The sequence below is a fragment of the Mesorhizobium sp. M0239 genome (genome assembly GCF_040321815.1).
GTDB lineage: Bacteria > Pseudomonadota > Alphaproteobacteria > Rhizobiales > Rhizobiaceae > Mesorhizobium.
In genome coordinates, this window is record NZ_JAMYSG010000003.1 from 281,899 (window position 1) to 306,166 (window position 24,268).

Annotated in this window: 21 protein-coding genes; all 21 read right to left on the reverse strand. The window is 57.9% G+C overall.

All coding sequences use genetic code 11. The features are described 5' to 3' along the window. Positions 1-114 precede the first annotated feature (114 nt). Positions 115-4,173: a glycosyltransferase gene (locus NKI99_RS04495; RefSeq protein ID WP_352609913.1), complete on the reverse strand. Its 4,059-nt coding sequence runs from the start codon at positions 4,171-4,173 to the stop codon at positions 115-117. Continuing rightward, positions 4,170-5,072 (reverse strand): dTDP-4-dehydrorhamnose reductase, encoded by a 903-nt coding sequence (gene rfbD / locus NKI99_RS04500; RefSeq protein WP_352609914.1) that lies wholly within the window; start codon positions 5,070-5,072, stop codon positions 4,170-4,172. The genes NKI99_RS04495 and rfbD overlap by 4 nt, the downstream gene beginning before the upstream one ends. Next, entirely contained in the window at positions 5,069-6,139 is a 1,071-nt protein-coding gene (rfbB, locus tag NKI99_RS04505) for a dTDP-glucose 4,6-dehydratase (protein WP_352609918.1), read from the reverse strand. The genes rfbD and rfbB overlap by 4 nt, the downstream gene beginning before the upstream one ends. 22 nt (positions 6,140-6,161) lie before the next feature. Continuing rightward, the gene (gene rfbC / locus NKI99_RS04510) at positions 6,162-6,713 is read right to left on the reverse strand and encodes a dTDP-4-dehydrorhamnose 3,5-epimerase (RefSeq protein WP_127295709.1); all 552 of its coding nucleotides are present in this window, start codon (positions 6,711-6,713) and stop codon (positions 6,162-6,164) included. Between the two features lie 3 nt (positions 6,714-6,716). Continuing rightward, the gene (gene rfbA / locus NKI99_RS04515) at positions 6,717-7,598 is read right to left on the reverse strand and encodes a glucose-1-phosphate thymidylyltransferase RfbA (protein ID WP_023808535.1); all 882 of its coding nucleotides are present in this window, start codon (positions 7,596-7,598) and stop codon (positions 6,717-6,719) included. A gap of 144 nt (positions 7,599-7,742) precedes the next feature. Beyond that, positions 7,743-9,074: an O-antigen ligase family protein gene (locus NKI99_RS04520; protein ID WP_352609919.1), complete on the reverse strand. Its 1,332-nt coding sequence runs from the start codon at positions 9,072-9,074 to the stop codon at positions 7,743-7,745. Then, positions 9,071-10,330, reverse strand: a complete 1,260-nt coding sequence (locus tag NKI99_RS04525; protein ID WP_352609920.1) for a tetratricopeptide repeat protein — start codon at positions 10,328-10,330, stop codon at positions 9,071-9,073. The genes NKI99_RS04520 and NKI99_RS04525 overlap by 4 nt, the downstream gene beginning before the upstream one ends. Beyond that, entirely contained in the window at positions 10,218-12,596 is a 2,379-nt protein-coding gene (locus NKI99_RS04530; protein WP_128302903.1) for a GumC family protein, read from the reverse strand. Before NKI99_RS04530 ends, NKI99_RS04525 begins: the two co-directional genes overlap by 113 nt. Before the next feature lie 29 nt (positions 12,597-12,625). Beyond that, positions 12,626-13,408, reverse strand: a complete 783-nt coding sequence (locus tag NKI99_RS04535; protein ID WP_031212196.1) for a polysaccharide biosynthesis/export family protein — start codon at positions 13,406-13,408, stop codon at positions 12,626-12,628. After that, on the reverse strand, positions 13,408-14,217 hold the full coding sequence (locus tag NKI99_RS04540) for a tyrosine-protein phosphatase (RefSeq protein ID WP_352609922.1): 810 nt from the start codon (positions 14,215-14,217) through the stop codon (positions 13,408-13,410). The genes NKI99_RS04535 and NKI99_RS04540 overlap by 1 nt, the downstream gene beginning before the upstream one ends. A 121-nt stretch (positions 14,218-14,338) precedes the next feature. Beyond that, the gene (locus NKI99_RS04545; RefSeq protein WP_352609923.1) at positions 14,339-14,833 is read right to left on the reverse strand and encodes a hypothetical protein; all 495 of its coding nucleotides are present in this window, start codon (positions 14,831-14,833) and stop codon (positions 14,339-14,341) included. Between the two features lie 158 nt (positions 14,834-14,991). Next, positions 14,992-15,318: a hypothetical protein gene (locus tag NKI99_RS04550; RefSeq protein WP_245273032.1), complete on the reverse strand. Its 327-nt coding sequence runs from the start codon at positions 15,316-15,318 to the stop codon at positions 14,992-14,994. A 655-nt stretch (positions 15,319-15,973) separates the two neighbouring features. Continuing rightward, complete coding sequence (locus NKI99_RS04555; protein WP_031212199.1) at positions 15,974-17,032, reverse strand: Fic family protein; 1,059 nt, start codon at positions 17,030-17,032, stop codon at positions 15,974-15,976. Positions 17,033-17,183: 151 nt separating this feature from the next. Then, positions 17,184-17,618 carry a hypothetical protein gene (locus tag NKI99_RS04560; RefSeq protein WP_127295725.1) on the reverse strand — a complete coding sequence of 145 codons (435 nt, stop codon included), beginning with the start codon at positions 17,616-17,618 and terminating at the stop codon, positions 17,184-17,186. Positions 17,619-17,675: 57 nt separating this feature from the next. Further along, positions 17,676-18,818, reverse strand: a complete 1,143-nt coding sequence (locus NKI99_RS04565) for a glycosyltransferase family 4 protein (protein ID WP_023808545.1) — start codon at positions 18,816-18,818, stop codon at positions 17,676-17,678. Beyond that, the gene (locus NKI99_RS04570; protein ID WP_031212201.1) at positions 18,815-19,972 is read right to left on the reverse strand and encodes a glycosyltransferase; all 1,158 of its coding nucleotides are present in this window, start codon (positions 19,970-19,972) and stop codon (positions 18,815-18,817) included. Before NKI99_RS04570 ends, NKI99_RS04565 begins: the two co-directional genes overlap by 4 nt. After that, positions 19,950-20,759, reverse strand: coding sequence for a class I SAM-dependent methyltransferase (locus tag NKI99_RS04575; protein ID WP_352609924.1), 810 nt, complete (start codon positions 20,757-20,759; stop codon positions 19,950-19,952). Before NKI99_RS04575 ends, NKI99_RS04570 begins: the two co-directional genes overlap by 23 nt. A gap of 5 nt (positions 20,760-20,764) precedes the next feature. Continuing rightward, positions 20,765-21,541: a class I SAM-dependent methyltransferase gene (locus NKI99_RS04580; RefSeq protein ID WP_023808548.1), complete on the reverse strand. Its 777-nt coding sequence runs from the start codon at positions 21,539-21,541 to the stop codon at positions 20,765-20,767. After that, a complete protein-coding gene (locus NKI99_RS04585) occupies positions 21,534-22,802 on the reverse strand; it encodes a polysaccharide biosynthesis protein (protein WP_128302896.1) in 1,269 nt (422 codons plus the stop codon). Before NKI99_RS04585 ends, NKI99_RS04580 begins: the two co-directional genes overlap by 8 nt. Continuing rightward, positions 22,799-23,629 (reverse strand): glycosyltransferase family 2 protein, encoded by an 831-nt coding sequence (locus tag NKI99_RS04590; protein WP_023808550.1) that lies wholly within the window; start codon positions 23,627-23,629, stop codon positions 22,799-22,801. Before NKI99_RS04590 ends, NKI99_RS04585 begins: the two co-directional genes overlap by 4 nt. Before the next feature lie 97 nt (positions 23,630-23,726). Then, on the reverse strand, positions 23,727-24,268 hold a 542-nt coding region (locus NKI99_RS04595; RefSeq protein WP_352609925.1), incomplete at its 5' end, for an NAD-dependent epimerase/dehydratase family protein.

A 24,268-nucleotide genomic window follows, 5' to 3' on the forward strand; every position in this document is an offset into this window, starting at 1 on the left:
CGGCCGGAGCAGGCGTATGTAGCTAGCTCCGAACGGAGTCCTGCCATCTCCGCTTTCAAACAACACATGGACCTTGAGTTTTCTCGGCAATGTTCTCAACCCCAAACCAACGTATTATGCATTCGGAAATAGAGCATCAAGGATCCGAGCTGCAGATCTCTCGGGGTAATATTTGGATGCAGTTTTGACACCAGCCAATTGTATTGTCTCCAGCAATTGCCTGTCGCCAACAAGCTCCACCAGCGCTTCATAGCAGGCGTCTTCATCGGACGTATCTACGATCAAGCCATCCTCGCGATGGGTGACGATCTCGGCCAAGCCTCCATTTGCCGGTCCAACCACGGCTGTAGCGCAACCCATTGCCTCCAGTGCGGTTAAGCCCATGGCTTGGTAGACTGAAAAGTCCGCAAAAATATCCATAGATGCGAGAAAATCCGCCATTTGGTCGGGATCCAAGTGACCCCTTATCACCGCATTTGGAAGCTGGGCGAAACGCCTCATGAGAGGATCTTCGGGCGAGCAACCAAAAACGTGGACTTCCACTTGCATTGGCTGAGCCCTACAGAAACGCTCTAGCACAGAGGCGGTTAGTTCTGGTGCGCGACGAGGAGTCGATGGGCGAATCATGGCCGCTACCCGTGTGATGGCCTTGCCGTCACGTGTGCCAGGGAAAAAGCGGTCGCCGTCGTAGCTAGGTCCGACAATCGATGCCTTAACGCCAGCAAATTGCTCCAGTTCCCCAGCATTCCACGATGTCTTCGTGAACAATTTCATATCTTGCATCGCGGTGTAACTGCTCAGGGCCTGCGCATAAAGAGGATCCGATTCATCAAAGAAATAGGGCTCGAAATCCTGAACATAGTATCCGATCCTATGGGATTTATCTAATTTCACCCCTCTCAACCACTCCACCGTAAAAAAAACGGTCGCGATTATCGCGTCAAAATTGCCACTTACGTCCGGCAACGATTGCGGGCTTTCCAGATATATTATTGGCACCTCCATACCATGGTAACTAAGCTCGAACGCATCCTTATGCATATTTAAATTTGCAATTGTCACGTCTACACCCGCACCCATCATGCATTTCGCCTCGGTGAGCACGACATTGGCCCCGCCCCCAGAATCCCGAACTGGCAACAGAAACAAGACCCGCCGGCCCTCGTGCCGACTACGAATTTGATCCCTAATCAGGGCACGCTCCGAACTCTCCGCAATCCTTGCGCGCATTGCCACGAGACCGGCGTTTTCTCTGGTCGCATCCACAGATGCCAAAATGCGGCTACCATGCTTTTCACGCAGTACTAGGTCAGAGTGCTCGACAAGCTTGCGTCGTCGTTCATTCGAATAGCTTTTTGATTGCGCATGATAGATGTACGTGTCCTCGGCCACAGCAAGGAGCCACCCTGCGGCCGTAGCACGGAGACAGTAATCGTTTTCCTCTCCATAACCTTCGCCAAATGATGCCTCATCAAGGTAACCGATATCCTCGACAAGAGACCGTCTGACAAGGATGCAGAAACCGTTCAAAAACCCGACCTTGGGATAAACGCGCGAAGAACACTCCGCCACGCGTAAGGCCATACCATTCGCGTCCACTCCGTCTGGCAGTGGATTCAATGCCCAATCGCCTTCTTCAATGGTCAAGGGCACCGACTGCCACGAAGCAGTGTTGCTCAAAGGTCCAACCATTCCGATTTTGCTGTCCGATTGAGCACACTCGATCAAGCGATCGAGCCAAAATGTTGTGACGACAGTGTCGCTGTTTAATAGGACGATGAAGTCTCCGGTGGAGACTTTTAGACCAGCATTGGCCGCACGCGTGTAACCCACTGCAACCGGATGCCTCAGCAGCCTGCCCTGCTGGCCGACCATGAACTCCTTGAGATATGATGCGGTTGGTTCGTCGCTGCCGTCATCCACAATGATCAGATTGTAGGGTGGCACCGTCAGAGCTATCACTGACTCTAGGCATCTACGAACGTCTTCCAAGGCGTTATGAACACAAACAATAATATCTACAGTGGCAATGTGACGGCGAACCTCTTTTGAACGTCGAACCGGTGCTTCTTTGATACCCGATAGCCCATACGCAGGCGGACCGGGCAGACGCGCACCGCCATTCCGCTGCTCCAGAACCTTCATCCGATATGCAATTCCCCTCGCGCCCTCGCGGCGAAACACTCGCCAAAAGGAAGATGCAAGGGGTGCGAAGCCACCCGAGAAGCGCAGCGCAGCGGGTGCCAGCTTAAAGGCAGCCAATGGGCCAAGACGTCGAGGACTTTGCGGAACCGTTCGCACTGTTAAACTAAGCTCGCTCGCTCGCCCCTCTCTCCCCTCGCCTTTGCCGTGAGCTATGAAGTGAGCCAGGGGGTTTAGACCGGCAAGCGCAACATCCGGATTGAGGCGTAGATAATAGCTGCTACTGAAGTGCGGATTAGGATCGCGCCCCTCTTTAGCGCCGAAGACAACGTAGTGTCGCAAGGGATCAATACGCCACTCGGCAACGTCAGGATTATTACTGAGATACCACTCTCTATCGAAAGCACCGGATTTCCTGATGATGCCCGCCGCTCGCACCTCGCGTATTGGCACAAGAGAAAGCTTGGTTCCAACTTTCCAAAGAACTGAAAGGGGGTAGCCAACATCGAATGACGTACGCTTGACGAAGCGCGCGACCGAACGAAGAGGGGATGTCAGCCGCCAAGACGTGCTGTCGTGAACGGCTTGATTCTCGGCGAGAACTCGATCCCTCTCCAGCAGCATATTTGCATGAGCGGTACGACTGGCCTCCAATTCTTGGGTTAAGAAGTGCACCCGGCTTTCGGCGTAGGACGAACGTTGTCGTTCGCGTTCGACCTCCGCCAGCAACTCAGCTTGAGGAGCAGCAAGTTCCTTTGTTTCCAGATATTTCAGAATCTCGGCGCCGAGAGATAGCTTTTCCGTCAAACGACTGACGGCATCCCAAGCTCGAACGAGTTCTGCATCCTTCCTCGCCACTTTCACCTGAAGTTTTTTGAGTTCGGCTGTGTGGCGGTAATTGTTCGACGTATGTTCTTCCAGCAAGCGGCGGAGATCTTTCTCCTGTTGAGTTATTTTTTCGCCTTTCATTCCCGCTTCTTGACGGAGTTGCTCCAACTCTTCCGTTTGCCGGTTAAGTTCTGCAGCCCTCTCATCCGCCAGGCTTTGCGCCTGCGAACCTACCTGAACCGATCGCTGAACGCGTGAGTTAATCTCAGCAAAGAAGGCTTCGCCAAACACCGGAGTGACAGTGTCGAATGAAATCCGAACATTATCGAGCCGCGCCAATGCGGTTGCGTCCGCAGAATCCGTCTCCAGGTCTCTTAGCGCATCGTAAGCTTGCTTTATCCAATCGACGACACGTGGATCGGCGTCGAGTAAGTCCGCGCTTGCGATATGGTGCTGATGGTCAGTCGAAAAATGGGAGGACAGAGCCGCTCGTGTTTCTGAGATAGATTGCGGCCAGTCAATTTGCAGCGCGCTGGTAATTTTCTCAATGTCGATGCGCCAGTCTTCAAGCATGGCCTCATACGATACGAAAACGCGAGGCTTGCCACGCGTCGCGCGTTCGGCCTCCAGTGCGTGCCGCAACCACAGCAGTGCACTGAAACCAAAGGTAAACTCGTCGCGCCTTTCGAGTGAAGCGATCACCGCCAAAGGATTGCGTTGGGTTAGGACATAGCGAACGTCTACGTTCATTCGCTTCAGGATTTCCGCATAAAGCGGTACGAAACGCGAGATGCGCGGTTCCTTGAGGACGAAAAGCGGCGAGTTGCCGTATTCCTCGTCAATCAACCGCGCGATCTCGGCCTTGTAGAAGCGCAGCCGCGCCGCGCCGAGATCAGCGGGATCGAAGGACCGCCAGTCATCCCATCGGCTGCCGGCCTCGGCCAGCATTCGGTCATGAAGTCCTACCAGCCGCAGGGGCTCCCAATGGCCGGCAGGGTTAGTCGGATTGGCGCCCAGCATGTTCTTCGGCAGTTCCGCGCCGAGCAGACTGATCGCCCTCGTCAGCGCGCTGGTGCCCGAGCGATGCATGCCGAGCACCATGATGCAGGTGCGTTTGCCTGCTTTCGGCTTGCGCGCCTTCGGCGCCGCCTCGTCGATGGGCGCGGAATCGCGCATGTTTTCAGGTGAAGGGTGCTTGTTCATGCCGTCAATGCCTGTTTCGTCTCACCGGTTAGAAGCCGCCGCACCACCGCTTCCGTCGATTGCCGCCAGTCCGGCGCCCTCCACCCGAACACGTCGGCGAATTTCGCGCTCGACAGCCGGGAATTGGCGGGGCGGCGCGCCTTGGTCGGATAGTCCATCGTAGCAATGTCCCGTACCCGCGCCCAGGGACCACCCAACACGCGGCTTGTGTCGAGGATATGGCGGGCAAAGCCGCTCCAGTTGGCCTCGCCGGTTCCGGCCAGATGATAGATGCCGGATGTGGCGGCGCCCTCGTGCAACTGTGCCGCCGCATGCAGGATTGCGTCGGCGATATCAAGTGCCGATGTTGGATTTCCCCATTGATCGGCCACCACCGCGATCTCGTCACGGTCGGCGGCCAGCCGCAGCATGGTTTTCACGAAATTCTTGCCGAACGGGCTGTAGACCCATGCCGTGCGCAGGATCAGATGATGCGGATTGGCTGCTGCAACCGCCTGCTCGCCGGCAAGCTTGGAGGCGCCATAGACGCTGCGCGGTGCGGTAGCGTCGGTCTCCACGTAGGCGGCGTCCTTGGTGCCGTCGAAGACATAGTCGGTCGATAGATGGATGACGGGAACGCCAAGCAGCGCCGCCGCTTGCGCCACCTTGCCGGCGCCGACGGCGTTCACCGCGAATGCCAGATCGGGCTCGTCCTCGGCCTGATCCACCGCCGTGTAAGCGGCAGCCGACACGACGATATCCGGCTTCGCGGCCGAGATGGCTTCGATCACCGTGTCGGGTCTTCCAAGGTCGAGTTGCGAACGGCCAATGGCTATGACCTCAACGCCGTCGGCCGCCTGGCCGGCCTCCGCAAGGCTTGCCGCGACCTGTCCGTCGCGTCCGGTGACAACCAGCCTCACGCCGCCCCCTTGCGTGCTTCGCCCAGCCGTTCACCGGCATAGCGCTGCTCGCGGATCGGTCCCCACCACCATGTGTTGTCGAGAAACCAGTCGACGGTCTTGGCGAGGCCGCTGTCGAAATTCTCATTGGGCGCCCAGCCCAGGTCCCGGCCTATCTTCGAGGCGTCGATGGCATAGCGGCGATCATGACCGGGGCGGTCGGTGACGAAGGAAATCAGGTCGCGATAGCTCTTGCCCCCTGCCCGCGGCCGCCTGATGTCGAGCAGATCGCAGATCGTCTCGACGACGCCCAGGTTCGTCCGCTCGGAATTGCCGCCGACATTGTAGCTTTCGCCCGGCAGTCCCCTGGTCGCGACAAGTTCCAGCGCGCGCGCGTGATCCTCGACGAACAGCCAGTCGCGCACATTGGCGCCGGCGCCATAGACCGGCAGCGGCTTTTCATCGAGCGCATTGAGGATGACCAGCGGGATCAGCTTTTCGGGAAAGTGGTAGGGTCCGTAATTGTTCGAGCAATTGGAAAGCACGACCGGCAGGCCATAGGTTTCGTGCCAGGCCCGCACCAGATGGTCCGAGGCCGCTTTCGAGGCGGAATAGGGCGAGGATGGCGCGTAGGGCGTTTCCTCGACGAACATGCCGCCGTCGAAGGGAAGATCGCCGAACACCTCGTCGGTCGAGACATGATGGAAGCGGAAATGGCTCTTCCTGTCTTCGGGCAGGCCGCGCCAGTACTCCAGCGCGGCATTGAGCATCTTGTAGGTGCCGACGATGTTGGTCTCGATAAAGGTGCCCGGCCCATCGATCGAGCGGTCGACATGGCTCTCGGCGGCAAGGTTCATGACGATGTCGATATCGTCGCGCCGGAGGATGTCGAGCACCGCCTTTTCGTCGCAGATATCGGCCTGCGCGAAGCGATAATTGTGTGCGTTCTCGATCGGCCGCAGCGAGGCCAGGTTTCCCGCATAGGTAAGCTTGTCGAGATTGGTCACCCGATAGGCCGGGTTGGCGCACAGATGCCGGCACACCGCCGAACCGATAAAGCCCGCACCGCCCGTCACCAGAAAATTCATGCCGCTGTCCTCACGTGACCCATCAGGCGAACACCTCGGCGGCGGCCAGCAGCGGCGCCTTGAGGTCCTTGTCCGAGAGCTGGAACCCGCCGGTCAATGACGGCCATTCGATGCCGATGGCGGGATCGTCGAAACGGACCGACCGGTCATGCGCCTGCGAATAGGTGTCGGTCACCTTATACAGGACCTCGGTGTCAGGCACGAGCGTCACGAAGCCGTGCGCGAAGCCTTTCGGCACCAGAATCTGGTTGCCCTTTTCGGCCGACACTTCGAGAGCGACCCATTTTCCGAAGGTTTTCGAACCGCGGCGAATGTCGACCGCGACATCGAGAATGCTGCCCCGGATGACGCGCAGCAGCTTGTCCTGCGCGCGCGGCGCAAGCTGATAATGAAGCCCTCGCAAGACGCCCGCCGCGGCGGAATAGGAATGATTGTCCTGCACGAAAGCCAGGTCTATGCCGGCCTGCGAAAAGCGCTCGGCATTGTAGGTTTCCACGAAGAAGCCGCGCGCGTCGCCATGTCGCTTCGGCACGATTTCCAGCACGCCATCGATGCCAAGGGGCCTGACCTCCAACGCCTAGCCCTCCGACAGGTCGACGACACGCCGGCGCAAATAGGCGGCATATTCATTCTTGCCCAGGTGGTCGGCGCGACGCAGAACCTGGTCCACTGTCAGCCAACCCTGTTCAAAGGCGATCTCTTCGGGACAGGCGACCTTGATGCCCTGGCGGTGCTCGATGGTGCGCACGAATGACGAGGCCTCATGCAGGCTGTCATGCGTGCCGGTGTCGAGCCAGGCAAAGCCGCGCCCCAACCGATGCACATGCAACTGGCCGCGCTCGAGGTAGACGTTGTTGACCGCCGTGATCTCGAGCTCGCCGCGCGCCGAGGGACGGATGGCAGGGGCGATGTCGACGACGTCGTTGTCATAGAAGTAGAGACCGGTGACCGCCCAGTTGGATTTCGGCACCTGCGGCTTTTCCTCGATCGTCAGCGCCGTTCCCGTGGCCTTGTCGAAGGAAACCACGCCATAACGCTGGGGATCCTCGACATGATAGGCGAACACCGAAGCGCCCTTTTCGCGCGAGGCAGCGTCGCGGCAAAGCTGCGACAGCCCATCGCCGAAATAGATGTTGTCGCCGAGGATCATCGACACGTTGTCCTTGCCGATGAAATTGCGGCCGATGATGAAGGCCTCCGCCAGCCCGTTGGGCTGCGGTTGCTCGGCATAGGACAGGTCGAGGCCGAACTCCGATCCATCGCCAAGCAGATCGCGAAAAATCGGCAGGTCACGCGGCGTCGAAATGATCAGAATTTCACGGATACCCGCGAGCATCAGAACGCTCAGCGGATAATAGATCATCGGCTTGTCGTATATCGGCAGAATTTGCTTAGAGACTGCTAATGTTAGTGGATAAAGACGCGTTCCACTGCCTCCAGCAAGGATAATTCCTTTCAAGAAGCTCTCCTTGACATGCCTGAACCCCCCGGCCCCAGCCGCCCGTGCTTAGGTTCCATGCAATGGCTTGTCAATCTCGGCGTTCGGCAAACGACCGGGTCACGGTCCAGCGCCAATCCATGGCCAATTCCAGGCGACGCATTGCTATCGTCTTGCCAAGGCCGGCCTGACGGGAACAAGCAGATTGTCATCATGGGCCTCGGTCGACTCGCCTCTCTGGCTTAACCGCCCAGCGAATCCCTTGTGAAAGATGATGCCATTCATATAGGCGAAAGTCATCGCAAGCGCCGCCGTTCGCATGGGATAATCGACCAGGGAATGAACGAGCAGAAACGATACTGAGAGAAATGCCATTTTCTGCAGCGGATCTCGCCGTGCCGCAAGGGAAAACGCAAAAAGCAATACCGAGTAGGCCGCGACCAGAAAGACAACAGGCGCGCCACCTTCAAGTGCCAATTCCAGATAATCATTGTGGGCGTGATTGACGTAGGGCTTGAAGATCATCTCTCCCTTTTCGTAAATCTGGTAGACCTTCGGAAAACTGCCAAAGCCGACGCCCGTCGCCCAGTTCTCTTCAATTCCCGCGATCGTCGTGCGGGCAAATTCGGCCCGTCCAAAGGCCGGGTCAACCACTTCCGCATCAATCTTCGTCCACGCCCCGATCGTGTAAAGCGAAAGCCCGATGAAGACAGCGGGTATTCCATACCCGCCCAGCCTCGAGCGCGCGGACAGAAAGACGACAGATACTATGGTGATCGCCAGCCCTATCAGAATACCGGCGCGCGAACCGGCGGCCAGAAGCAGCAGCAGCAGCGTTATCAAACCGAGCGACCCGGACAGAAGGTGCCCGCGAAACAGGCCGTAGTAGACGACGAAGGGGATGGAGACGAAGAGCAAAGCTGAAAAATGGTTCTGGTTGGCAAACAGTCCCGCATTGATCGTGAACGGCAACAAACCCTGTATGGCAACCGTGTCGGAGAGCGAATACTGGATCGCCGCAGCCAATCCGTTACAGATGACACCCATCAAAAAGAAGGGCAGAAGACCGTAGACCTGATCTGGGCGCAGGCGGGTGACGCTCAGAAAGAATGCAGCCATCGCAACGAAGTACAACAGACACTCGATCGTACGTCCCACGCCGACACTGACGAAACGCAGCCCGGTTTCACCGCTCAGCCATGGATTTGCAAGTAGCACCTCAGGCCGCAATCCGCTCAACAGGGCGGCAGGCAGCGGCACGATCTGAAAAAAGAACACGGCTAGGCCCAGAGCAAGCAACCACAGGGCCGAGCGAGGGATGCCGTGCTCCGACGGCCTTGAAAAGACGGCCGCGGCCGCGGCAATCGCCGCCACCTCGATCAGCGCTTCGGTGTAGAGACCGCTCGCGGTGCCGCCGCCAATCAGCACTGACAGGAAAAGAACCGACCCAAGCAGATATTTTTCCCATTCCGTGGACCGGGTTGACCGCTCTCTCAAGATGAAACTCTTTCGATGCTCAATTTGTGCATGACCAGCGTGCCAACGTACCGAAATCGCCAGCTCTCAGCGATGGCAGCTGTTTCCAGCCGCAACAATTGCATGGGACACGCGCCTGGTCCGATCGCGAAATCCAGGCTCAACTGCCGCCGATTGAATGTGCCTTCCGGAATGTTGAACCGCGCTATTTCGCCCGCCGGATCCGCGCATCTGATGGACCAGAACAACTGTTTGGGCAGCTTCAGGTTTCTCGCGGAGGCGATCAGGGAAATCCTGTAGGAGCCGGGAGGCAATCCAACGTATTGCTGGAGCGCGGCGTTCTTTACCGGCGTATTCAGGAACCGGACAGTCGCTCCGCTATCGCTTTCGCCGACATCGCGCGCCCCGGCAAAGGTAATTTCCAGACCGGAGCGGTCGCGAACCTGCCAGTCGAATGGCTTGTCGCTGAGGATATGCTCAAAGCCGCCGTTGAAAATGTATCCGGCCAGTGTCCGCTCCTGATCGGACAGACTGAACAGGAACAGCCGATAGGCCGCCTCGTATTCCTTCTGCCGGATATACCCGTCGATTACGGCAGACAATTCCTTCGACGTGGGTCGTGAGCTCGATCCGGCAAGGTCAAGCAACAGTTGATTTGCGACGCGCAGGCCCCGCGGATCCTTACCAAGGGCGGAGAAAAGATTGGATCTCCACGGCGCCTCGATCCTTAAGGCTGCCAGGACAGCCTGATATCCGTCCGGGTTTGAAAGAATAGCCGGCAAGCCTGCCGCAATGACTGGAAATCTGTCGGGCCACCGGCGCAGCAACGTGTCGATCTCGGCAACGGCCTTTGACAGATCGCCCACCTCGATCGAGCGATCGATCGATCTCTGAAGCGAATGGATTTCGGTCTTGGACAGCTTTCGAGCCTGGTCGAAGAGTTCAAAAGCCTCGTCTTTCTCGCCTTGTCGATACTCAATCTCGCCTATCAGGCTGTAGAGCCGGGCGTCCGCGACGTTGAAACGAAGCGCGCCCCTCGCCTTTGCTGCCAAGACGTCGAGATCAACACCGTCGCCTGTTTCGCTCAACCGACCGGCAATTTCGCCTATCAAGGCATCTGTGTTCAAGGGATCAAGCGCAAGCGAGACGGCCGGCGTTTCCGACTCAAGAAGCCGACTTAGCCCTATCGACGAAACCGCCAACACCAGAACGGAGGCGACGAACCAAACGCCTGAACGCCGGAGATTTCGCGTGAGCGGGCTGGCCTGCTCCGTCATCGACTTTGCCCTCAATTTTCGGGGTACTCGCGCCATAGTCGTAGTACTGATAGTTCATGTATTTATAGGCGTAATTGTAATCGAATTTGTTGACCGTAAATTTCGACATCGCCGCTCCGATCACGTTCGCACCGGCTGAGCGCAGACGCTTGAGTGCCGTTTTGGCTGACTTGCGTGTGACCTGATTGGTCGAAACGACCATCAATGTGCCTTCGGCAAGCCGGCTGAGGATTGGTGCGTCGGAAAGACCGACGACCGGCGGGGCGTCGATGATGACCAGATCGAAGCGTTTGCCTAGATTGGTCAAGATCAACGCCATCTTCGGCGACGAGAGCAGGTCGGCCGGATTCGGCGGAATCGTTCCGGACGTCAGCACGGTGACATTGGGGTATTTCGTCGGTCTGAAAATGCTCGGCAGATCGTCCTTGCGAACGGTATTTGTCAGCAGGTTGCTCAACCCGATCGCATTGTCGAGGCCGAACAGCCGGTGCAGGTTGGGTTTGCGGAGATCGCCGTCGACAAGCAGAACCCTTGCGCCGAGTGCCGCGAAATCCTGGCCAAGCTTGAACGACGTGGTCGACTTGCCTTCCGACGGTTCCGAACTGGTCACCAGCAGCGATCGCGGCGCGCCCTCCGCACCGGAGAACTGCAGCGATGTTCGCAGCGAACGATAGGCCTCGGAGAGCCCGGATTTTTGATCGGCGATGCTGGCTATGAGTTCGCGGTCACCGACAAGCGGCAGGATGCCGAGCATCGCCAGCCCCAGCTCTTTCTCGATCTGCTCCGGGTTGGTGAAAGTGTTGTTCAGCAACTCGATGATGTAGATGATCGATGCCGCCAGGGCCATGAAAAGCGCGAGAGCGACTGCAAGATTGATGCTCAGACGTGGAGAATAGGGGGCTGTGGGCAGCGAAGCGAAATCGACTATCGCAGCGCTTTGCGTCTTGAGCTCCGAGCTAACGCCGACTTCATTCAGCTTGGCGATAAGGCTGTCATACTGCGACCGGTTGGAGTCGACTTCGCGTTTCAGGATCGTGTATTTGATATTCTTGTCGTTGAAGACGACCTGCTGCCTCTCCATCTCCGCGAGCTTGGACTTGAGGTCGGTTTCCTTGTTCTGCGCTTCCTGATATTTCAGCCGCAACGAATCGGTTATCGCCAGCACGCCGTTGTTGTAGAGTCGCTGCAGTTCCTTGATCTGCGATTGCAATTGCTGCATTTCCGGAAAACCGGGCTTCAGGATGCCCAATTTCTGCTGATACTGGCTGGTCAGATCCGCCAGCTTGTCGCTAAGCTTCTGCAAACCTTCGCTTTCCAGAACCGGACCGAGGCTCGACCCGCGGCCCTTTTCTATCTGATCGACCACCCGCCCCGCATCAAGACGCTCCTGGATTGCAGTGGCCAGGGCGGTGTTCAGGGCTTCGATGTTGGAGCCGATCAGCGATTTGTCATCGCCGGTAACCGTGATGCCGGCATCTTTTGCATAGGTGACCAGTTCCTCTTCGGAGGTCTGCAGCTTTTGCTTCACTTGCAAAACCTGTTCCTGGATGAACTGCCGTGCCAGATCAGAGGTCTCGCTGGTCTGATCGAGACGTTGATCGATAAAACTCTGCGCAACCTGATTGGCAACGTCGCTTGCATATTTCGGCTTTTGATCGACGAAGGTGATCGATAGCAGGCTTGTATTGGTGACCAGATTGACAGTCAGATCTTCCTGGATGCGCTTGATCGCAATTGCCTCGCGCTCTTCGGGCGTTTTCTCCTCAATGGAGGGTGACTTGGACATCCCGAAGGCACGGTAGACAATATTGCTCGGGGAAAAGCTCGGCGTCGGAAACAGAAAATCCGGTTTTTCGCTAAGCCCAAGCTGGAACACCACGCGCTGAGCCAATGCCCGGCTCTTCAGCTTCTCCCGAGCGGTCAGGAAGGCCCGGACGTCGCTGTTTTCGGAAACAACCTCAATGTCCTGAAACACTTTCGCCGAAGGCACCAGAACTTCGAGCTGCGTCATCGCCTGATACTTTGGTGTCTGCATCATCGTCACGATGACGCCGGCAACGAGCCCGGCCGCCGCCATCATGACGATCAGCCAGCGATACTGGACGATGTATAAAAGCAGCTTGAGCGGGTTGAACCCCTCATCCTGGCCCGCATAGTCGCGACCATAGGGACCGTAGTTTTGCGGCACGTCGTAATAGGAGTCCGCGGACAGGGCCTGGCCATGTCCGGGTCCGGCAAGTTGGGGCTGCCTGTTACGATCGAGCATGCGCGAGGTGATCCTGGAGTTGTCCGTGTCTACGGAATGACCGCAATGCGGGCAGCGCTGGAGGCGAGGCCCAGCGCATCCTTCAAATTGTTCATCGCGATTTTCGACTTCGAAGCAAAAACGACGACCACGTCGCCGCCATAGATCCGCGGGTTGCGGTTCTTGCCGGCGCGGATTTCCTCGACATTGTAATTTGCGACCAGCTTGTTTTGGCCGACATTGCGATAGACGAAGACCTTGCCGGCATCACCGACCGGATTGAACCCTCCGGCAAGGGCGATCGCGTCGAGCAAGGAAGCGCTGCTGGACACCGGATAAATGCCGGCCTTGTTGACTTCACCATCGACCGTGATGCGCTGGCCAATCGACTCCTTGACGAAAATCGTCACGTCAGGCGACTGCAAGTACTTTTCACCGTAGGCAGTCTCGATTTCCTTCTCGAGCTGACGAACGGTCTTGCCGGCTGCAGTCATGGTTCCAATCAGCGGAAGCGAAATCTGCCCGCCCGCGTCGACCTGAACTGTTCTGTTCAAATTATCGACCTGAAACACACTGACCTCGAGCACATCGTTGGCAGACAGCGGCTGCTCGCTGCCGTTCTGGGTATTCTGCGGCGGCGGGAGATCCTTGACCACCTGCAGCGTACCACCGCCTGAGAGCGCCGATGAAGACGCCATCGGCTGCAGCGCATCGACAGAACTGGTGGAGGACGTCGATGTCGACGAAGTGCTTGCGCAAGCAGATATTGCTAGCGATGCGAGCAAAGCGGGCACGGTGCCCGCATGACTTCTTGCAAGATCGAAAATGCCCATCAAAGAGCCCCGCTCTTGAACAACCGGCCCAATCCGCCAAACCGCCCCGCACTGCTGCCGCCCGATTTCCTCGCGCTTTGCTTTCCGATGGGCACGAGCGGCCGATTTTGCAATATCGCGTCCGGGCGTTTCACTGCCATGTTGTAAGCCTCATCTTCCCCACACCGGTTCGCGATGGCGACAACCGCCTGCGAAAGCCCTGGCCGCCGCCGGCTGGCGCCGTGCGTGTCGGAGGCGACAATATCCACCCTGCCCTCATCCAGCAGCTTCTCCGAGTAGTAGAGCGCCGTACGTCCAAAGGCCCCCGTCACAGAATCAGCCGTGAGCTGAATAAGGCAGCCTAGCGTATTCAACCTCTCGATGACGTCGTAATTCGCCTTGATCCAGGTCAACCGCTCTGGATGAGTGAGGATCGGCACGAAGCCGGCGCCTATGAGACGCGCGGCGAAGTCTTCGAGCCGCGGAGGCAGAATGTGATGTGGCGGTTCGAGCAGGAAATAGCGGGATCCGTTCAGAGTCGGCACCGTACCAAGCCTCAATCGATCGGAAAGATCAGGCGCGAGATGAACATCAGCGCCAACGTATAGGGTAAGCGGTATGGCAGCGCGATGAAGCTCCAGTTCCAACGCCTGAACAGCCTCGGCAATGTTTTGCGTGGCGTTCTCATAAACCCCAGGCATTACATGCGGCGTACATGCCATATGCGTTGTACCGTCGGCGACTGCCAGCCGTGCCATCTCCAGCGACATGGCCAAGTCAGGAGAACCGTCATCGAGACCGGGCAGGATATGTGAATGCAGGTCGATCATTGGCGTTTCTGGTTGAGAGGAGGCAAAGCTTCGCCTCGACAAAAATAGAAACGCGTCACCCGCATGAAGGCGAATGACGCATTTGACAAATTTACGCAAAACAACGGGGGTCGTATCCCGCCTATTGGCTGACCGCGTCGTCGTCATCCTGCAGGCCGATAATAAGGGCGACGGCACCACCGACGGCGGCGCCGCCCAAGAGAACCGGCAGCATGCCAGGTTCTGAGCTGGCGGGTACGATCGTCGCAGATGGTGTCTCAAGCGAAACGCACATGCCGCCTTCGATAGGGTCGACCTTGACGGTGGCATTGGCTGGAATATCGAGCGCGCAATTGGCTCCGATAGCCAGCGAAGCAGACGCCTGCGCCCCGGTCATGATGCGCGCGCCCGCATACACCGGCGCCTCGGCATCCACCCCTGCATAGCCGCCGGCCTGGGACATCTGGACATCACCCCGGACCTGCGTAAGACGACCTATCGCGTCTTCGGACGCCGGCACGGGCGCAAGACAGGAACAGGTTTGCTGAGCTACAGCCTCGGGCTCGGCGAACAGGACGCCCCCTGCGACGAATGCAACAAAAGCAAAAGCAGCCCCGAACCGATGGCAACTCATCATTTTACCCCACCAAAATCTGTAACTCGCCCTGTTGGTACGAATTACAGCCCGCCCCGCCCCAAGCAATAGAACAATATGGTTAACAAACCCAATAAACCAGCCGGCCCGCCAACCTATCCAGACCCTTCTCTACAGCGGCCGACGCCGCCATATCTTCGTCAGCGGCTGACGCCGTTGTCGTCGTCCTGCGTCGCCGCGAGCACGCCAGACGTCAGAAGCGCCCCGGCGAAAATCGTCTCCGGCGGACCGAACCCAGCGCCGCCGCCGGAGGGCTGAATAGCAGCCGTCTGCTCCGAGCCGACAAGCTTGAGGCAAATGTTGTCGCCAAGGCGGGAAACGTCGAGGCTCGAATTGGCCGAAACCTCCAGATTGCAGCCGCCGACCAGAACGGAGGCCGCGCCCTTGGCGCCAACCACCACACGGCTGCCGAAATCGAGCGCGCTTCCAACCTTGGCAGCGCCATAGCCCGCCGTCTGCGACACCATCACATCACCGATGGCGGAACGGATGGATCCGATCGGGTTTGCCGAACCTTGATAGGGTGTCGCGCAGCTGCACGAAGCATCCTGGGCAAACGATGAAGCTGGACCAAACCCGATTGACACGACAAATACGGCAAGCGCAGTTTTGACCACAAGGTTCATCAGTCTTCGATCCCTTCTTGCTGCACCACTTCAGACGCACCCAGTCAAAGGCAGTGCATCAGCGCGTACCAGTTTTTGGCCACAATTCCAACCTGTTTCGCGCGCGCGAGGCGATTTAAGCTGATGCGTGTCTGTCCGAGCACAGTACTTTAGCCAAATCGCATTAATAGTTTTCGACTAACTTTCACAGGTTTCTTATTATCGGGCAAAAATTTGAGGTCTCCTTTCCGCGGTGACTGGCTCGATAAGATTTGACCAAGCTGAGCGCGCCAAACCTTCCGACACCCAAGCTAATATATTGAATTATAGATACATTTTCGGTGTAGATATTCCTGCTGACAGCATGTAATTCGAGATCGGCTCGATACCAATCGCGGCCAACGGGGTAGACGGCCGGCTCGGCTACCCATTCCTCATCTCTCGGCCATAGAGATCTGGCTCCATGCCCCCACCTCGATCCAATTCACCAAGTCGACGTGCCTCAGACTTGGAGCCTTTACCGCCTATTTTGGCCGTACCACGTTCCCTTGCCGGTTCCATGTTGGGCCAGATGGTTCGCTTCGACCAGAATGGCCAAGTGTTTTTTGACGGTGTTTCGGTTTGCACCTGTCAAGTTGACGATCTCGCTGATGGTTATGCGCCCACGCTCATTGATGGCCTCAACGATTTGCAGCGAGAGTTCGGGCAACGTGCCGAGCACAAGGCGTTCCCGCTCGATTTTTTTCTCCAACCTCCGCTTTTGCTGCTGCAGAGCGCGCAGGAAATACACAGCCCATGGCTGCCAATTGGGGTTCGGGCTGCGGATCGTCTTCTGGGTCTGGCGTAGCGCCAGATAGTAGCCTTCCTTGCTGTTCTCAATCACGCTTTCGAGGGAAGAGTAAGGCACATACGCATATCCGCTGCGCATCAGCAGGAGCGTCGTCAGAACGCGCGACAGCCGTCCATTCCCGTCCTGGAATGGGTGTATCTCCAGAAACACCACCGTGAAGATTGCGACGACGAGCAGAGGGTGCAGGCTTTGCTCGTTGAGTGTGTTGCGAGTCCACTCGATAAGCTCCTTCATCCGCTTTGGTGTATCGAAGGGCGTCGCCGTTTCGAAAATGACGCCAATCTCTTTCCCGTCGGCATCGAACGCACTGACATTATTGGCGAGTGTCTTATATGCACCGCGATGGCGTTCATCCTTGTTGCTGAACGCCAGCAGGTCCCGGTGTAGTTGTGTCAGGTGGTTTTCGGTCAGATCAATCGCATCGAAATGCGCGAAGATCATTTCCATGACCTGCGCATATCCGGCGACTTCCTGCTCGTCTCGGGACTCAAAGAATTTGATGTCGAGGTTGGCGAGCAGCCGCTCCACTTCGCCGTCAGTAAGCCTGCTTCCTTCGATACGGGTAGAAGAGCCGATGCTCTCGATGGTCGCAACGCGGCGCAGAGCCGATAGGCGCTCCGGAGCGAGCGCGCCCAGCGCTCGCCAAGCCCCTTTGAATTCGTCGATCTCCGAGACCAGGGCAAGGATCTCGGTGGTAATTTGCAGAGAGTCGATCTTCAGGGTCATGCCCACAAATATACCCACAAATACCCGAAAATTCAAGAACCGACATACCAAGAAAGGACCCATAAATACCCAAATACGGGCAGCCGGCCAGCTTGAGAACAAGACCCACTCACTTCGCCGCAAGAGGCTCCGGTCTTTACTGGCGACCTGCTCAGCAAGGTTTGTACGTTGCGCCGGCCTGAACCGGCTGGCCGCAGAGAATTCCGCCCTGCGTAAGTATGGTGGCCAAATCTTCGCCCTCGGCCGTCAAGCACTGCACAACAAGGGTATCGCCAACCCTGGAGGCGATCTTGCCGTCGCAAGGTGTTCCGGCACCGACAGGTTTGCAGGCCAGGACGAGCCCCTGGTAGTCTCGGCGCGCCGCTTCCGTCACCAGGAGGCGCATAGCCTGAGGCCTGGAAAACGCCGCTCCGCACAGCAGGATCTTGCGACCGCCGACGCGCAGATCATCGACCGATGGGATTGCGAGCTTGCCGTCAAACGGCTTGAGCTCGGCTACCGGCTTCGCGGGGGACGGGCCGCCCCTCTGCATCACGATGATGCCCAGAAAGCCAACACCAAACAAAACAGCCACGACGGCAAGCAACGCTATGCTCCTGACTGACAAAACCATCCTCCATCCGACCCTGTGCGGCCGGTCCGCTCATTTCGTCGCAAGGGCGCTCAGTCTTTCTATCTGCTGCATGTACTTCTCGATGACGATCCTTTCCGAAAACTGCCGCTCGACCTTGTTTCTGCTCTGTGCCCCCATTCTGTCCCTGGACGAGCCGTCCAGCCGCGCAAACTCGACCATCTTGCTCGCAAGGTCATCAGGGTCCCTCACCTTGCATAGGAAGCCATTGACGGAGTGGTCCACCACTTCCCTGCATCCTGGCACGTCGGTTGCGATCAGCGGCTTGCCCATCGCAGCCGCCTCGAGCAGCGAGCGCGGCGTTCCCTCCCTGTAGGAGGGCAGCACGACACAATCGGCGGCACGCATGAAAGGCCGCACATCCTCGGTGGAGCCGAGATATTCGACCAATCCCTCGCCAACCCATTTTTCCACGTGCTCGCGGCTGACCGCGGTCCGGTTTTCGACATCAAGAAAGCCGAGTAGCTGGAAACGCACTCCGGGCACCTCACGGCAAACCCGACGGGCCGCCGTGATGAACTCGCCGACACCCTTGTCCCAGAGAAGCCGGGCCACGAGAAGAAAGACGATGGCGCCAGACCCGGTGCGCGCTTCGGACAACGGGGCAAAACGCACGAGGTCGATGCCGGAGCCAGGCAAAAGCGCGGTTCGATCCTTGCGAACCAGACGTTCGTCGACGAACAGCATCCGGTCATCGTCATTCTGGAAGAAAACCATTTTGGAACGGGCCAATGCCACCCGGTACAAGGCCTTGGCAATCCTGAGCAGCAGACCACCGCGGACGAACGCCGTCCCCAATCCCGAAATGTTGTTGATGACGGGAATGCCGTTCAGATTGGCCGCGATGGAGCCGAACACATTGGGCTTGATCGTGAAGCCGACAAACGCCAGCGGTCTCTCGCGCCGCAAGAGACGCCAGTAGCGCCACAGAAGGACCAAATCCCGCAACGGTGACGTGCCGGAATTGTCCATGTCGAGTTCGACATAGCGGCAGCCCATGGCCCCAATCAGCGGAGAATACTCGTCTCTCGGCGCGACGACGACCACGTCATAGCCACGGCTCCGCAGCGCCTCGATCAGTCCCTTGCGGAAATTGACGACATTCCAGGATGTGTTTATCGAGACGACTATCTTGTTGCGAGCAACGGCCGTCATCTCTGCCCACCCGGATATGACGACGGCGCTCTCAACAGCATATCCGCAAACCGATCCGGCGATCTTTCCGACAAGGTCTTTCCGTACAAGGCCGACCGATCACCGACTTGAATGACCTTCAGCAGTGCTTCCGCAATTTCCGACGCGCCAAAGCCGGCTGAAATCTCCAGGCCCGACAGCATGTCCAGATCTCCCGCACAGGGGGTGGTGACGATGCCGGGAATCCGGCAAGCCATCATTTCCAGAAGGACGTTGGGAAATCCCTCCGTCGCCGACGTGAGCATGCCGGCACGCGCTGCGCGAAACAGCGGAAACGGGTTGTCTCTCTGGCCGAGCAGATTTAGTCGCGAGGCCAGATCAAGCTTGCCGGCGCGGGCTCTCAACTCCGCTTCCATGGGGCCAGAGCCAACCATGGTCAGCCCATAATCCTCGCCGGTCCTTCGTCTGACTTCGGCCAGCACATCAACCGCGATCGTCGGACGCTTCACATCAATCAGCCGGCCGCACCAGACTATCTGTGGACGGCGGGAAAGTATCTCGGCGTCGTGCCCGGACAATGCCTCCATGGACATTTTGACGATGAGATCGTCGTCGACCGGGTTGGGCAAAGTACACAACTTGGCGATTGCTCGCCGGGGCAATACGTCACGCAAGCGTTCATTCATATAGCTCGTTTGCGCGACTATCATGTCTTGGCTGCCATAGGCAGCGTAGAGCGCCTTGTAAGCGAGCGCGCGAGGACCCTTGAAACGATCCAGAAGTACCGTGGACTCGCGGGCGACCAGCCTATGGCTGCGGAGAAGTCCAATGCTTCGAGCGGCAGCCAGAAACGAGTTTACCCGTGCGTGGCTCGAGAACACCAAATCGTACCGACGCCGGAGCAGCCGCGGGGCGAGCAAAAACTCGCTCATGGCCTTGCCGCCGCCAAAGCCGTAGCTGCACCGAATTCCGTCCTGGTGTGATCCAGCGGCCTCGCCCGCCGCCTGGCTACCCAAGAAGCCGATTTCGACGTCCCAGTCGGGTCGCCTCGCGAGTGCGCGCGCAACAAGTTTCAGAATGGTTTCGGCACCGCCTCTTCTGTCGAGCGGAATGGCGATCAGCGCGAGCTTCCTTTTCATGAGCCGCGGGAACTCACTGTTTTCGCCGAAAGACATAGGCGTAGGTTTCAGCGGCATCCTTGCGGAGAAACAGGGCCGAAACGCCTAACCAGATGCGCCAGGCAAGAAAGGCCGGCACGAAAAAATAGAAGTAGGAGCTTTTCCAGAACAGACGGCGCTCGACAAGTTCCAGGTCGTTCCGTTTTGCGATTGTCTCGACGTCACTGGGCAAGCACTTGTCGTAGAAGGCCGGAAACCCGTCATGACCCATGCCCTTTTCAGGATAGATCGCAAAAAGCAGCCGTCGCTTCATCCCCTCCGGCAGGACCCGATTCAATCTGGCAAAAACGGCGTTGCGCGAGGGCGAGAAAATGGCAACCATGCCTCCCGGCTTCACGCAACTGGCAATGCCGCGCAGGGCACCCTCGCCATCACGGACGTGCTCGAGCGTTGCCTGGCAAATGACGACGTCAGCATCGCCCCTCCCCCTAAACGAGGTAAGGTCCGCTTCAATCTCCTCGTCGTATATTCCGCGTGGCGCTTTCGACAACTCTTCCGCGTCGAGGTCGAGCCCAACGACAAAAAGCCCCAGGCGCCGCTTCTCCGAAAGACTGACGAACGGCCTGGCACCCCCGCCAAGATCGTAAACCCGTGCGTTTGAGGTAAGTAAGGGAGGTGCTATCTCCGTCGCAAAGGTACGGTTGCCGTCGATGCGAAGGCGCCGCGGCAGAGCACTGTCCAGGAACTCGGAAATGGCCACATTCGCGCGAACAAACTTTCGCAATATCGACACTGCTTCACCACCGGTTTCGTTTGGCGATCTGCGCCCACTCGGATTTGACATCCGCGCTATATCCTGTGGAAGATGTAGAGCCGCGTATGATGCGAAAATGGGCCGAGCAACCGGTCCGCAGCAGCACGCAAACCTCTTAGGATTCCATTCTTGCTGTCGTACCAGGCCTGCATCGGCTTGGAGAAAAATGTCTCGTCCTTCAGCCCCTTGAAGCCTCCCCTTGGCTGTGATCCCAGAAGCTTGAAGCCGTACTGTTCGAAACTGGAAACAATCGAAGACGGCTCAAGAACGAACTGGTAAAATCCGGCCTGTTCACCTGAAAACCTGGGATAGAGACCCATTCTGATCTTCAGCCGTCGGAGAGGAGAAATGCTCGGCACTGTCACGAAGGCAACTCCTCCTGACCGGATGATGCGCCTCATCTCCAATGCGATCTCATCGTAACCGTCGAAGAAGTGCTCGATCACCCCCAGAGACCACACCCCATCGAAGAATTCGTCCGCGAAGCCCGTTGCTCGAACATCCCCCACGGTCACTTGCAAATGGGGCGCGGCACGGTTCACCATCCCCACGGTCTTCTGCGCGAAGTCGATCCCGTAGGCGGAAAAGCCTGCCTGGTGGAGGCCATGGACCGTATTGGCCAAGCCACATCCAGCGTCCAGGATCTTGGCCGATCCGGTCAGGTATCGCCTGGTGGTTTCAACGACAAAGCGATCCGGCCTCAAGACAATCCCTTCGGCCCAGTGAGAATCCCAATAGTCGTCATCAGCCACCGTGCCGACATGGACGATGCGCCTGTTTTCCTCGTCGTAGAGTGCTTTCTTCTCATTCATTTCTGGCATCCGGCCCGACCACCAAAACAGTGCGCTGTTTCGCATCAGGCCCTTGGTCTGCAATCACATTCCTCAATGCGAAAAAGGAACAGGCAGCGGCAACGACATATCCGAACAAAAACGCCATTTCACTGCCAAGCGGCACCCGCCACCAAAGGCCCAATGCCGCCAGACAACAGCAAGCCAACGCCCCTATCGCGTAGGAATAGGTCAACGTCATCGCTTTGCTCGACCGAAGCGCAAACGGATCGATGATCACCTTTTTCGTCCTGTTGACCAGAACAGCACAAGAAACGATCCCGAACACCACAGGGTCAAAAGACTTCCCCAGCCATCCGGAGGCATGGCCCGAGAAAAACAGGCCAACTATTCCGGCCGCCGCCGCGGTCGCAAAAATGAGTGCGATGGCCGCTCCCTCGAACAGTCCGCGCCGAAACTCCCTGACGTTTCCATTTGCGGCGCTGAGAAACGCCCTTGGCACGAAAACGAAGCTGGCCGCATTCATGAAGAAGCCGACGGACCGTTGTGAAAGATCGACACAAAACGAGAAGACACCGAGATGGGTCTCGGAGCCAAGCAACAAAACTATGTATCGGATGCCGACAAACACGCCGCTCTCGGCCAAATTGCTCAACACAAATCCCCAGCCAGTGACCAGAGACCCGGCAAGATAGGAAAAGCCAGGCCGTCTCAGATTCCTAGGTCCCAGCAAGGCAAATGAAATCAGCGCTCCGACGAAATAGCTGAGCGAAAAGGCTGCAAGAGCCGAGCCTACTTTCGCATCTCCGACAAGCAGGACTATGGCTCCTGCCTGGTATGCGACGGCCTGGCCAATCGCCGACCAACCGTACGCCCACAAGCGCAGTTGTGACCTCAAAATCTCTTGAAGTGCGGTGTGCAAGCCGAAAGAAACGATGATGGTCGCGGCAACGGCATTGCCAAATCCCAGCCACGTCAGTGCCAGTCCAGACAGGACGACAAACAACGCCACAACTGCCAGCACGGTCAAGATGGACGATACGTACTCTCTACCCATTCCCGCGGCATGCATTTTTGCGGAAACCGGCATTATCGAATAGGTCGCGACCCCAAAAACAAGTGTCGAAATAAATGAAACTGTTGCAATCGTCGTGCTGAAAATACCGTACTGTCCAGTCTCCAGATGGCTGCCGATGTACAGCAACGTCGCTATGTTCAGAAGACCAGGAACAATTCGTATTACGATGGCTTCCACCAACTTCCACAGGCTGGCTTCTTTCATGAAGTCACCCGCACGAATGACCTCTTGAGCAAGAACGGGAAACTCAAGGCACCAAAGCTCAAACAGGCAAGAACCGCCTTGCCCAGGAACCGAACCGACCGATATCGTCCTAGCCAGAACGCCTTGATGTAGTTTAAGTTCAGCAACAACATCGGGTATGCATTTTGCCGCTGAAGAAGCCGAATCCTTGCCGTCATCCCCTCCGGCAAATATCGTTTCCGTCCAATCTCGACATTGACACAGATAACGTCGTATTCGATCGCCAATCTGGACCAGAGAAGAGATGTTGGAACACGGCGGAACCGCCCCGCTGGGGGCACGGCAACCCGTTTAAGCAAAGGAGTTTTGATGACCTCCTTCTTGTCGCCGACCACCCGTTCGTCGGCCCGCATCTTTATCAGGTTTGTCCGTTCCGATGGAAATGGCTCTGCTGCCGTCTCTGGGTGGCCAAGAGCCATCGAGAACACAAAACCCGCAATCTTCTCATCGACACTTCTCTGCGAGAGGTGCTCACAGACTTCCGGTAAGCGATCGGTGAAGAGATCGTCGTCATCATCGAAGACCATGCAATAGTCGCCAGTGGCGGAAGCAATCGCCGAAAACATCGCGCGGCCTCTGCCGTCATTCGGGCCGGTGGTGACCACCAAACTGGCATCGCGAGATGCGATTTCCGCAAGCGCTTCGTTCGTTCCATCGGTCGAACCGTCGACATGGACGCATATCTGCAATGGGCAGTCCGTACGCAACAGTTGCTGAACCAGCGCCGCAACGCGATCCCGCCGATTGAACGTGGGGATGCAGACGCTCAATAGCGCCTGGGACTGCAATGGATTGCAGACTGCCTGTTTGCGAGCCGTATCGATTCCATCTGCTCCTGGTTACGTGATCATGGAACAGCGCGGATCAGCCGGGAAACGCCGAGCCTTATCCCCGCCCGAAATACGCCTGGTACCACTCGACGAACCGCCCCACCCCTTCGGTCACTGTCGTCGTCGGGCGGTAGCCGACCGCCTGCTCCAGCGCCGAGGTGTCGGCGAAGGTATCGGGCACGTCGCCGGGCTGCAGCGGCAAGAGTTCGACGATGGCTTTGCGGCCCAGCGCGTTTTCCAGCGCCTCGACATAGGCGGTCAGCTTCACCGGGTTGTTGTTGCCGATGTTGAAGATGCGCCAGGGGGCGCTGCTCGTGGCCGGATCGGGACGGCTGGAGTCCCAGGCGGCATTGCCCGTGGCCGGGCTGTCGCTGGCGCGGATCACGCCTTCGGCGATGTCATCGACATAGGTGAAGTCGCGCGTGTGATTGCCGTTGTTGAACAGCTTGACCGGCGCGCCGGCCAGGATGTTCCTGGTGAACAGGAACAGCGCCATGTCCGGGCGACCCCAAGGACCATACACCGTGAAGAAGCGAAGCCCGGTCGTCGGCAATCGGAACAGATGGCTGTAGCTGTGCGCCATCAGCTCGTTGGCGC